Origin of the sequence: Streptomyces lacrimifluminis, from assembly GCF_014646095.1 — a bacterium.
Classification (GTDB): domain Bacteria; phylum Actinomycetota; class Actinomycetes; order Streptomycetales; family Streptomycetaceae; genus Streptomyces; species Streptomyces lacrimifluminis.
Genome location: NZ_BMMU01000017.1, coordinates 93,503 through 105,093, shown reverse-complemented (window position 1 = coordinate 105,093; position 11,591 = coordinate 93,503). Strand labels below are relative to the sequence as shown.

Here is an 11,591-nt window from a genome sequence, read left to right as displayed (position 1 = left end):
AGGCCACGTTCACCTGTTGCCCGGGAGGCGCCGCCTCCAGCCAGGCGAGAAACCCGGTCAGCGCGTCGTCGCTCATCGCGAGCTCCAGCCTCGTCCCGCGATGGAGACAGGCCAGCACCACCGCGTCCGAGAGGAGGGCCAGCTCCTCCTCGCCGTCGGGGGCACGGCGGCCGGCCACCTCGATCGCCGAGCGTTCCAGGACACGGCGCGGCCGGGGGGAGTACGAGAAGACGCGGTACCACTCGATGCGGTCGCCGTTGTAGCGGGCGACACCGTAGCCCCAGCCCTTGCCGCTGGGGTCGGGTTTCTCCGGTACGTCCCAGCGCAGGCTGCAGTCGAACGTACCGCCGGAGCGTTGGATGAGTCGGCGGCGCAGGCCGAAGACGAACAGGCCGACCACGACGACCGCCACTACCAAGCCGCACACAGTCAGAGCGAGGATCATCGACACCGACCTCCTCGTCTCCTAGGTAACGGAAAAGAAAAAACATCCGGATTTGCCTCAGCCGCGGCTGGGACCGGCGCTAACCGGTCCCAGCCGCGGCTGAGGCAAAGCATCACACTGGTGCGCCGTTGTTCAGCGCGCCGCCACGGCCCGCAGTCGGACGTCCGCACGCCGCTCGGCGGAGGCGTCGCCCTCCGCCTTCGCGCGCTCGAGCTCCCGCTCCACGCGCTGGACGTCGATCTCGTCCGCCAGCTCGGCGATCTCCGCCAGCAGCGACAGCTTGTTGTCCGCGAACGAGATGAAACCGCCGTGCGCCGCGGCGACGACCGTTCCACCATCACTCGTACGGATGGTCACCGGGCCCGACTCCAGCACACCGAGCAGCGGCTGGTGACCGGGCATGACGCCGATGTCGCCGGACGTGGTGCGCGCGACGACCAGGGTGGCCTCGCCGGACCAGACCTGGCGGTCGGCAGCGACCAGCTCGACGTGCAGCTCAGCAGCCAAGGTTGGCTCCTCGGGTCACCACCCGGCCGTTATGCCGGGTGTTGCGTATAAGTCTAGTAGGGCTCCGAACACCAAAGCGTCGGGGCCTCCCCCAGGCTTTCGGCTGGGGGTCTGGGGGCCGCGCGGCGGTAGCCGCAAAAGTGACACGGCCCCCAGATGATGCAGCAGTGGGTGTGCGGAGAGGGGCAGGACGCACCCCGCGAAGGGTGCTCCCCTGCCCCTCTCCCAAGAGCGCGGGGGTCAGGAGACGCCCAGCTCCTTGGCGTTGGCCTTGAGGTCCTCAATGCCACCGCAGAGGAAGAACGCCTGCTCCGGGAAGTGGTCGTAGTCGCCGTCGATGATCGCGTTGAACGCGGTGATCGACTCGTCCAGCGGTACGTCCGACCCGTCGACGCCGGTGAACTGCTTGGCGACGTGGGTGTTCTGGGACAGGAAGCGCTCCACACGACGGGCACGGTGGACGGTGAGCTTGTCCTCCTCGCCCAGCTCGTCGATACCGAGGATCGCGATGATGTCCTGGAGGTCCTTGTACTTCTGGAGGACACCCTTGACACGCATGGCCGTGCTGTAGTGGTCCGCCGCGATGTAGCGGGGGTCCAGGATGCGGGACGTGGAGTCCAGCGGGTCCACGGCCGGGTAGATGCCCTTCTCGGAGATCGGACGGGAGAGAACCGTCGTCGCGTCGAGGTGGGCGAAGGTGGTGGCCGGGGCCGGGTCGGTCAGGTCGTCCGCGGGGACGTAGATCGCCTGCATCGAGGTGATCGAGTGACCACGGGTCGAGGTGATGCGCTCCTGGAGGAGACCCATCTCGTCGGCCAGGTTCGGCTGGTAACCCACCGCGGAGGGCATCCGGCCGAGCAGGGTCGAGACCTCGGAGCCGGCCTGCGTGAAGCGGAAGATGTTGTCGATGAAGAACAGCACGTCCTGCTTCTGCACATCGCGGAAGTACTCCGCCATGGTCAGACCGGCCAGGGCCACGCGCAGACGGGTGCCCGGGGGCTCGTCCATCTGGCCGAAGACCAGCGCGGTCTTGTCGATGACGCCGGACTCCGACATCTCCTCGATGAGGTCGTTGCCCTCACGGGTGCGCTCGCCGACACCGGCGAACACGGAGACACCGTCGTGGTTGTTGGCGACGCGGTAGATCATCTCCTGGATGAGCACCGTCTTGCCGACACCGGCACCGCCGAACAGACCGATCTTTCCACCCTTGACGTACGGGGTGAGAAGGTCGATGACCTTGACGCCGGTCTCGAACATCTCGGTCTTCGACTCGAGCTCGTCGAAGCGCGGGGCCTTGCGGTGGATGGTCCAGCGCTCGCCCGTGTACGTCTCGTCGGAGTTCAGCACCTCACCGAGGGTGTTGAACACCTTGCCCTTGGTGAAGTCGCCGACCGGGACGGTGATGCCCGATCCGGTGTCGGTGACCACGGCCTGGCGGACCAGACCGTCGGTGGGCTGCATGGAGATGGTGCGGACCAGGCCGTCACCCAGGTGCTGGGCGACCTCCAGGGTCAGCGTCTTCTTCGCGCCTTCGAGGGCCGGGTCGGCCACCTCGACGTGAAGGGCGTTGTAGATCTCCGGCATGGCGTCGACGGGGAATTCCACGTCGACGACCGGGCCGATGACCCGGGCGACGCGGCCCGTGGCAGCGGCCGTCTCAACTGTCGTCGTCATTACCTGTCACTCCCCGCGGTCGCGTCGGCCAGGGCTGCGGACCCACCGACGATCTCGCTGATTTCCTGGGTGATTTCGGCCTGTCGGGCCGCGTTGGCAAGACGGGAGAGCGTGGTGATCAGGTCTCCCGCGTTGTCGGTCGCCGACTTCATCGCGCGGCGGGTGGCGGCGTGCTTGGAGGCAGCCGACTGGAGCAGCGCGTTGTAGATACGGCTCTCGACGTACCGGGGCAGAAGGGCGTCGAGGACGTCCTCCGCCGACGGCTCGAAGTCGTACAGCGGAAGGATCTCGCCCTTGGCGGACGACTCCTCCGCGACCTCGTCGAGGCGGAGCGGCAGCAGGCGGCTGTCGACCGCCGTCTGCGTCATCATCGAGACGAACTCGGTGTAGACGATGTGGAGTTCGTCCACGCCGCCGTCCCCCGTCTCCTTCTCGATGGCCTCGATGAGCGGAGCCGCGACCTTCTTGGCGTCCGCGTACGTGGGCTGGTCGGTGAAGCCCGACCACGACTCCACGACCTTGCGCTCGCGGAAGTTGTAGTGGGCCAGACCCCGGCGGCCGACGATGAACGTGTCGACCTCCTTGCCCTCGGCCTCAAGACGCGCGGTCAGCAGCTCCGCCGCCTTGATGGCGTTGGAGTTGAAGGCGCCGGCCAGACCGCGGTCGCTCGTGAGGAGCAGGACCGCGGAACGGGTCGGCGTCTCGGCCTCGGTGGTCAGCGGGTGCTTGGTGTTCGAACCCGTGCCGACCGCCGTGACCGCGCGGGTGAGCTCGGTCGCGTACGGTGCGGAGGCCGCCACCTTGCGCTGCGCCTTGACGACGCGCGAGGCGGCGATCATCTCCATCGCCTTGGTGATCTTCTTGGTCGCGGTGACAGATCGGATGCGACGCTTGTAGACCCGGAGCTGGGCTCCCATGAGTCAGGTCCCTTCCGTCGTCACTTGGCTGCGGCGGCCGGAGCGTCTTCGCCGAGAAGCTTGCCGTCCGAGGTCTCGAACTGCTTCTTGAAGTCCGCGACGGCGTCGGCGATGGCGGTGATGGTGTCGTCCGACATCTTCGCGCCCTCCTTGATGGAGGTCATGAGGCCCTGCTCCTTGCGGTGCAGGTACTCCAGGAGCTCCTTCTCGAAGCGGCGGATGTCGTTGACCGGCACCTCGTCCATCCTGCCGGTGGTACCGGCCCAGATGGAGACGACCTGGTCCTCGGTGGCCATCGGCTGGTACTGAGCCTGCTTGAGCAGCTCGACCAGTCGCATACCACGCTCCAGCTGCGACTTCGACGCGGCGTCCAGGTCGGAACCGAAGGCGGCGAACGCCTCCAGCTCGCGGTACTGGGCGAGGTCGAGGCGCAGTCGGCCGGACACCTGACGCATCGCCTTGTGCTGCGCGGAACCACCGACTCGGGAGACGGAGATACCGACGTTCAGCGCGGGGCGCTGACCGGCGTTGAACAGGTCCGACTCCAGGAAGCACTGGCCGTCGGTGATGGAGATGACGTTGGTCGGGATGAACGCCGAGACGTCGTTGGCCTTCGTCTCGACGATCGGCAGACCGGTCATCGAGCCCGCGCCCATGTCGTCGGAGAGCTTCGCGCAACGCTCCAGCAGACGGGAGTGCAGGTAGAAGACGTCACCGGGGTAGGCCTCGCGGCCCGGCGGGCGACGCAGCAGCAGGGACACGGCGCGGTAGGCGTCGGCCTGCTTCGAGAGGTCGTCGAAGATGATGAGGACGTGCTTGCCCTCGTACATCCACTGCTGACCGATGGCCGAACCGGTGTACGGCGCAAGGTACTTGAAGCCGGCCGGGTCGGACGCCGGGGCGGCGACGATGGTCGTGTACTCCAGCGCGCCGGCCTCTTCGAGGGCGCCACGCACGGAGGCGATGGTCGAACCCTTCTGGCCGATGGCGACGTATACGCAGCGGACCTGCTTGTTGACGTCACCGGAGCGCCAGTTGTCGCGCTGGTTGATGATCGTGTCGACGGCCAGAGCGGTCTTGCCGGTCTGACGGTCGCCGATGATCAGCTGACGCTGGCCGCGGCCGATCGGGGTCATCGCGTCGACGGCCTTGTAGCCCGTCTCCATCGGCTCGTGCACCGACTTGCGCACCATGACGCCCGGAGCCTGCAGCTCCAGGGCGCGACGACCGCTGGTCTCGATCTCGCCGAGGCCGTCGATCGGGTTGCCGAGCGGGTCGACGACGCGGCCGAGGTAGCCCTCGCCGACGGCGACGGACAGTACCTCACCGGTACGGGTGACCGGCTGGCCCTCTTCGACGCCGCTGAACTCGCCGAGGATGACGGTACCGATCTCGCGCTCTTCGAGGTTGAGCGCGAGACCGAGGGTGCCGTCCTCGAACTTCAGCAGTTCGTTGGCCATGGCCGAGGGGAGGCCCTCAACCTTCGCGATGCCGTCGCCGGCAAGGGTGACCGTACCGACCTCCTCGCGCGAGGCCGCGTCCGGCTTGTACGACTGGACGAAGTTCTCCAGCGCATCCCGGATCTCCTCCGGCCGGATCGTGAGCTCCGCCATCTGGGTTCCCTGCTCTCCTTGTTGGGCCCGAAGTTTCACTTGGGGGGATGGGGACTCCCCCCAAAAAAGAGGTGAATCCTCTGCACGGCCCAACCAGGGCCGCATTCAAGTACGTACTACGAGTATTGAGTTGCTGCGTGCTGTGTGGCTGCCGGGCGGGCTAGCCCGCCATGCGGCGGCCGGCGTCCTCGATGCGGTCCGCGATGCTGCCGTTGATGACCTCGTCGCCGACCAGCACCCGGATCCCGCCGAGGACCTCGGGGTCCACGTCCAGGTTCAGGTGCATCTGACGGCCGTAGAGCTTCGCGAGGGCGGCGCCGAGGCGCTGCTTCTGCGGGTCGCTCAGCGGAACCGCGGAGGTGACGACGGCGACCATGCGGTCCCGGCGCTCGGCGGCGAGCTTGGACAGGGACTCGAGTCCCGCCTCCAGGCTACGTCCCCGCGGCGCGGTCACAAGGCGCGTCACCAGACGCTCGGTCGTGGCCGCGGCCCGGCCCCCGAGCAGGCTGCGCAGCAGCTCGCCCTTGGCGCCGGTGCTCGCGGCACGGTCGGTCAGCGCGGCGCGCAGCTCGGTGTTCGAAGAGACGATCCGGCCGAACCGGAACAGCTCGTCCTCGACGTTGTCGAGCCCGCCCGCCTGCTGGGCGGAGGTGAGGTCGGCGATGTCCGCCAGCTCCTCCAGCGCGTCCACCAGGTCGCGTGAACGCGACCAGCGGGAGCGCACCATGCCGGCCACCAGGTCGGTGGTGGGCCCGCCGACCTGGCTGCCGAAGAGGCGCTGGGCCAGCTCGGCCTTGGCCTCTCCGGACTGCGCCGGGTCGGTGAGGACCCGACGCAGCGACACCTCGCGGTGCAGCAGCGCGGTGACCGAAGCCAGCTCGTCGGACAGCTTCTTCGCGTCGGCGGACGTCGAGTCCGTCAGCGCGTCGAGACGCTCCCGTGCGGCGGCGGCAGCCTCGCGACTGGCTCCGTGCACGGTCATCGAGTCGCCTCGGCCTTCTCCTCGAGGTCGTCGAGGAAGCGGTCGATCACGCGGCTCTGCCGGGCGTGGTCCTCCAGGGACTCACCGACGAGCTTGCCGGCCAGCTCTGTGGCGAGCTTGCCGACGTCCTGGCGGAGCGCGGACGAGGCGGCCTTGCGGTCGGCGTCGAGCTGGGAGTGACCGGCGGCGACGATCTCCTCACGCTGCCGCTGGCCTTCCGCGCGCATCTCGGCGATGAGCGTGGCACCCTGCTCCTGCGCCTCCTGGCGCAGTCGCGCGGCCTCGTGCCGAGCCTCGGCGAGCTGAGCCTTGTACTGCTCAAGAACGCTCTGGGCCTCGACCTTCATGGCGTCGGCCTCTTCGATACCGCCTTCGATCGCCGCGCGGCGCTCCTCCAGAACCTTGTTGATGTTCGGAAGCAGCTTCTTCCAGAAGAAGAAGAACACGATGGCGAAGGCGATGGCGCCGACAAGCAGCTCGGGGCCGGGCGGGATGAGCGGGTTCTGCTCCTCCTCGGCCGCCAGCTGTACCAGGTTGGCGATCACATCAGTGCCTTTCCTTGAAAGGTTTCGATCGTCGATACGTCGGTCTAGTAGACGAACGGCATGACGATGCCGATGAGGGCGAGCGCCTCACAGAACGCGAAACCGAGGATCTGGTTGGCACGGATCAGACCGGCCGCTTCGGGCTGGCGGGCCAGCGCCTGGGTGCCGTTACCGAAGATGATGCCGACGCCGACACCGGGGCCGATGGCGGCAAGGCCGTAGCCGATGGAGCCGAGGTTGCCTTCGACAGCGGCGAGGGTCTCAAGGGCAGCCATGCGATTCTTCCTTCTCTTTCAGGACCGGTGGAGGTTGGCCACCGGACGTTCTCGGGGGCTGGGAGTGGTTGTGGCTCAGTGGTGCTCGGCGAGAGCGCCCTGAAGGTAGGAGCAGGCCAGCAGCACGAACACGTACGCCTGGACGGCCTGGACGAAGAGCTCGAAGCCGATCATGACCACGGCCATCACGAAGGACACGCCGGCGGCCGGGACCATCCAGCTGTTCAGCAGATACCAGGAGGCGACGGTGAACATGACCAGCATCAGGTGGCCGGCGAACATGTTGGCGAAGAGTCGCACAGCGTGTGTGAACGGCCGCACGAGGGTGTTCGAGAAGAACTCGATGACCATGACGAGCGGCAGCACCGGGCCGAGCGACTTGTCGTAGCCGGTGAGGTTCTTGAAACCGCCGACGAAGCCGTGCCGCTTGAAGGTGACCGACATCCACACCAGGTAGACGATCGCCGCGAGCACCATCGGGTAGGCGATGACCGACGACACCGGGAACTGGGCCAGCGGGATCACGGACCAGATGTTCATGATCCAGATGAAGAAGAACAACGAGACCATGAGAGGGACGTACTTCTCGCCCTCCTTCTTGCCGATGGTCTCGTAGACGATGCCACGGCGTACGAAGTCGTAGCCGGCCTCGCCGATCATCTGCAGCTTGCCCGGGACCACCTTCGCCTTGCCAAAGGCAAGCGTGAAGAAGGTGACGACCAGGAGACTGGTGACGATCGCGAGCAACATCACCTTGTTGAACTCGAACCCGCCGACCGTGGCGATCGGCTTGAAGAGGAACGAGTGCAGGCCCGGAGCCGGGAAGCCACAGCCGTTGTCGGACATGATCCGACAGCTCCAGTCAAAGGCGAGCTGGGTCTGGTCAGCACTCACCACGGGCTCCTTCGGCGTGACGCATGGGTACGGCAACCTCGTTGTGTCGGCACGGCGCGCAGCCGCGGTTCGGCACTGGACTGGTGTTACGGATGTGGGGGCGGCTGTGGGGCATCAAGCCTCGCGATTGAGCAGGCGTCAGCTCAGATGCCCGCGCCCGCGATGCCGCAGTTGGCACCGGACGATAGCAGGATCTCTCACACCCGCTTATCCCGGCCCTACCTCTCACGACGAGTGCCCCGTCTTTTCGGGCCTGTCCCCCATCGTGGAGTCGGGTTCAACGTAGAGGATCTTCGACTTCATGTGGGCACGCGCCTGCGCCGCGATCCAGGCGAGCGTGCCTGCGACCAGAGTGAGCGCGAAAGCCCGGGGGTTGAACAGCGTCGTGTTCTTGAACGCCGCGACAAAGATGAACAGCAGAAGAATTTGGGCCGCATACAGCATCAGACCCATTGCCTGGAACAGATGCGGAAGCGTTTTGGCAGTGCGCTGCAGAACGTAAAGCCCGATGCCCATGAAGAGAATGACGACCAGCGTCGCGACGATCGCCCCGACAGCTCCTTCGACACCCGCGACCACGGCACTGACAACGGCGGCAAGAGCACCGACGGCAGCTGTGGGCACAGCGGCTTGAAGCAGGATCCGGACGTCATTGGACGGCATGGCGGCAACTCCGCTTTCACAGGGGGGCAGGTGTCGTCATGGACGAGCGTAGTCCCCGATTCGAGCAGAGAAACTCGGGCCAATGGACCGTCGCACTGCGGTCCTTCGACTCTGTTCGGGGTTCTCGTGAACCGTATCACAAACTATTTGATGAGGTCTTTACCTGGATGGTGTGCTAGGTGTCACACATGAGAGTGAACCTGCCCACCTGTGCAGAATCCGCGCCGACTTGTCTGGTATTGGGGCACTTTGATCTCGCGGCCTCAGGCAAAGTGTTAGTCAGATTCTTACCTTGCGTCAGCGCGACGACCCTGCCTTACGCCGGTCCAGAAGCCGCGAACGGGGACCGATCGCCGTCGCCCCATTGACTCCCGAGACGCCGGCCCGCACCGGAGCACGGTGTTCCGGGGTGGCCTCCTCGCCGGCCAGGGCCGGCACCGAGGCGGCGGGCGCCGTCGCCCCGGCCTCTTCCGTCGTACGGCCGCGCCGGTAGCGCGGCGGCACGAACCGCTCGGCCCAGCGCGGGGTGCGCGGCGTGAAGCGCGGCAGCAGCAGGAGGACGAGTCCGATCGCGCTCAGTGCCACCACACTCAGGACGATCCACATGGACGCGTTGTTGACCGAGTAGGACAGGGCACCGAAGCCGATGAGCGCCGACCAGAAGTACATGATCAGGACGGCCCTGCTGTGCGAGTGCCCGACCTCCAGCAGCCGGTGGTGCAGATGCCCCCGGTCGGCCGCGAACGGCGACTGTCCGCGCCAGGTGCGTCGCACGATGGCCAGCACCAGGTCGGCGGCCGGGATCGCGATGATGGTGAGCGGCATCAGCAGCGGGATGTAGACCGGCACCATCTGGTGCACGGTGTTGCGCTCGGACCCGGAGAACAGGTTCATCGCGTCGGGGTCGATCTGCCCGGTGATGGAGATCGCGCCGGCGGCCAGCACCAGGCCGATGAGCATCGACCCGGAGTCGCCCATGAAGATCCGGGCGGGGTGCATGTTGTGCGGCAGGAAACCGAGGCACATGCCCATCAGGATCACCGAGAACAGGGTGGCCGGGGCGGCGGCCTCGATGCCGTAGGAGACCCAGACCCGGTAGGCGTAGAGGAAGAACGCCGCCGACGCGATGCACACCATGCCGGCCGCGAGGCCGTCCAGGCCGTCGACGAAGTTGACCGCGTTGATCGTGATGACGACCAGCGCCACCGTCAGCAGGGTGCCCTGCCACTGGGTCAGCGCGACGTTGCCCACGGACGGGATCGGCAGCCACAGGATCGTCAGACCCTGCATGACCATGACGCCGGCGGCGATCATCTGGCCGCCCAGCTTGATCAGGGCGTCGATCTCGAACTTGTCGTCCAGGACGCCGATCAGCCAGATGAGCGCGGCGCCGGAGAGCAGCGCCCTCGGCTCGTTCGAGTTCTTGAAGACCTCGTGGAGGTTGGTCAGGTGGTCGGCGACCAGCAGTCCGGCGCACAGCCCGAAGAACATCGCGATCCCGCCGAGCCGCGGAGTGGGTTCCCGGTGCACGTCACGGGCCCTGATCTCCGGCATCGCTCCGGCCACGATCGCGAACTTCCGTACCGGCCCGGTCAGCAGATACGTCACCGCGGCCGTGATGCAGAGCGTCAGCAGGTATTCACGCACAGGCTTCCCCACAGGTCTCGCTGGCCATCCAGGCCCCACACCCTAGCGAGGGACGCATAGGGATAGGGACTTCCGGGTAGCGATGATGGTTGCACGCGCGCCTGTGCACGAGTTGACGACTACCCCTCATCGCCCGGGATACGGCGGAAATCTACCGGCCAGCTCCCGCACTTCTTCACGCACCCCACCGCTCTCGACAGCCCCGCGCAGCACACCCGCGACCAGCACCGCGATCCGCGTCATCTCGGCCTCCCCCATCCCCTGTGTGGTCAGCGCGGCCGTCCCGAGCCGCAGACCGCGCGCCTCCCCGTGAGGCAGCGGACAGCAGTCCAGGACCACTCCTGCGGCGGAAAGCAGCCCTCGCGCGGTACGCCCGTCCACTCCCAGAGGTGCCGGATCCACCGTAATGAGGTGCGTGTCGGTGCCGCCCGTGGTGACGACGAACCCCTCGGCGGCCAGGCCCGCCGCCAGCACCCGCGCGTTGGCGACCACCTGATGCGCGTACGCCGTGAAGGCCGGGGTGGCCGCCTCGCCGAAGGCGACGGCCTTGGCGGCGATGGTGTGCATCTGAGCGCCCCCCTGCGTGAACGGGAAAACCGCCCGGTCGACCCGTTCCGCGAGGTCGGCGCCGCACAGCAGCATCCCGCCGCGGGGTCCGCGCAGCACTTTGTGGGTGGTCGCGCAGACGACGTCGGCGTACGGCACCGGACTGGGCGCCGCTCCCCCGGCGACGAGCCCGATGGGGTGGGCGGCGTCGGCGATGAGGTAGGCGCCCGTGTCGTCGGCGATCTCGCGGAAGGCGGCGTAGTCGATGTGCCGGGGGTAGGCGATGGACCCGCAGACGATGGCCTTGGGGCGATGTGTACGGGCCAGGGCGCGCACCTGCTCGTAGTCGATGAGGCCGCTCTCCGCGTCCACCCCGTAGGGGACGAAGTCGAACCAGCGCCCGGAGAAGTTGGCGGGCGACCCGTGCGTGAGATGGCCGCCGTGGGGCAGCCCGAGGGCGAGGACGGTGTCGCCGGGGCGCAGGAGGGCGGCGTAGGCGGCCAGTACGGCCGAAGACCCGGAGTGGGACTGGATGTTGGCGTGTTCGGCGCCGAACAGGGCCTTGGCCCGCTCGACCGCGAGACGCTCGGCGACGTCGACGATCTCGCAGCCGCCGTGGTGCCGGGCGCCGGGATACCCCTCGGCGTACTTGTTGGCGAGCGGCGAGCCGAGCGCGGCCAGCACGGCGGGCGAGGTGAAGTTCTCGGCGGCGATCAGCTGGAGCGTCGTCGACTGCCGTTCGGCCTCCCCGAGCAGCACCCCGGCCAGCTCGGGATCCTGCCGGCGCAGCACATCAACAGCGAGATCGCCCTCAAGGGCATGTACGACCGACATGACGGGCTCCGGACGTCGACGGTGACGTGTAGTCCAGGGTAGGCCC

Annotated in this window: 12 protein-coding genes; all 12 read right to left on the bottom strand. The window is 67.4% G+C overall.

Annotation, left to right across the window (positions count from 1 at the left end):
• On the bottom strand, nucleotides 1-445 hold a 445-nt coding region (locus IEY89_RS24300; protein ID WP_189149594.1), incomplete at its 3' end, for a DUF2550 domain-containing protein.
• A gap of 132 nt (nucleotides 446-577) precedes the next feature.
• Nucleotides 578-952 (bottom strand): F0F1 ATP synthase subunit epsilon, encoded by a 375-nt coding sequence (locus IEY89_RS24295; protein WP_189149593.1) that lies wholly within the window; start codon nucleotides 950-952, stop codon nucleotides 578-580.
• Between the two features lie 240 nt (nucleotides 953-1,192).
• Complete coding sequence (gene atpD / locus IEY89_RS24290) at nucleotides 1,193-2,629, bottom strand: F0F1 ATP synthase subunit beta (protein WP_189149592.1); 1,437 nt, start codon at nucleotides 2,627-2,629, stop codon at nucleotides 1,193-1,195.
• Complete coding sequence (locus IEY89_RS24285; RefSeq protein ID WP_189149591.1) at nucleotides 2,629-3,546, bottom strand: F0F1 ATP synthase subunit gamma; 918 nt, start codon at nucleotides 3,544-3,546, stop codon at nucleotides 2,629-2,631. Before IEY89_RS24285 ends, atpD begins: the two co-directional genes overlap by 1 nt.
• A 20-nt stretch (nucleotides 3,547-3,566) precedes the next feature.
• Nucleotides 3,567-5,159 carry a F0F1 ATP synthase subunit alpha gene (atpA, locus tag IEY89_RS24280; RefSeq protein WP_189149590.1) on the bottom strand — a complete coding sequence of 531 codons (1,593 nt, stop codon included), beginning with the start codon at nucleotides 5,157-5,159 and terminating at the stop codon, nucleotides 3,567-3,569.
• 160 nt (nucleotides 5,160-5,319) lie between these two features.
• Nucleotides 5,320-6,135 (bottom strand): F0F1 ATP synthase subunit delta, encoded by an 816-nt coding sequence (locus IEY89_RS24275; protein ID WP_189149668.1) that lies wholly within the window; start codon nucleotides 6,133-6,135, stop codon nucleotides 5,320-5,322.
• 2 nt (nucleotides 6,136-6,137) lie between these two features.
• Complete coding sequence (locus IEY89_RS24270) at nucleotides 6,138-6,686, bottom strand: F0F1 ATP synthase subunit B (protein WP_105970731.1); 549 nt, start codon at nucleotides 6,684-6,686, stop codon at nucleotides 6,138-6,140.
• A gap of 44 nt (nucleotides 6,687-6,730) precedes the next feature.
• Nucleotides 6,731-6,961: an ATP synthase F0 subunit C gene (gene atpE / locus IEY89_RS24265; RefSeq protein ID WP_030049631.1), complete on the bottom strand. Its 231-nt coding sequence runs from the start codon at nucleotides 6,959-6,961 to the stop codon at nucleotides 6,731-6,733.
• Between the two features lie 75 nt (nucleotides 6,962-7,036).
• Nucleotides 7,037-7,855, bottom strand: a complete 819-nt coding sequence (gene atpB, locus IEY89_RS24260; protein ID WP_486389055.1) for a F0F1 ATP synthase subunit A — start codon at nucleotides 7,853-7,855, stop codon at nucleotides 7,037-7,039.
• Between the two features lie 225 nt (nucleotides 7,856-8,080).
• Nucleotides 8,081-8,518 carry a Cg1360 family ATP-synthase-associated protein gene (locus IEY89_RS24255; RefSeq protein WP_189149589.1) on the bottom strand — a complete coding sequence of 146 codons (438 nt, stop codon included), beginning with the start codon at nucleotides 8,516-8,518 and terminating at the stop codon, nucleotides 8,081-8,083.
• A 297-nt stretch (nucleotides 8,519-8,815) separates the two neighbouring features.
• On the bottom strand, nucleotides 8,816-10,165 hold the full coding sequence (locus IEY89_RS24250; protein WP_189149588.1) for an MraY family glycosyltransferase: 1,350 nt from the start codon (nucleotides 10,163-10,165) through the stop codon (nucleotides 8,816-8,818).
• A gap of 126 nt (nucleotides 10,166-10,291) precedes the next feature.
• Nucleotides 10,292-11,545 carry a serine hydroxymethyltransferase gene (glyA, locus tag IEY89_RS24245; protein ID WP_189149587.1) on the bottom strand — a complete coding sequence of 418 codons (1,254 nt, stop codon included), beginning with the start codon at nucleotides 11,543-11,545 and terminating at the stop codon, nucleotides 10,292-10,294.
• Between the last annotated feature and the right edge of the window lie 46 nt (nucleotides 11,546-11,591).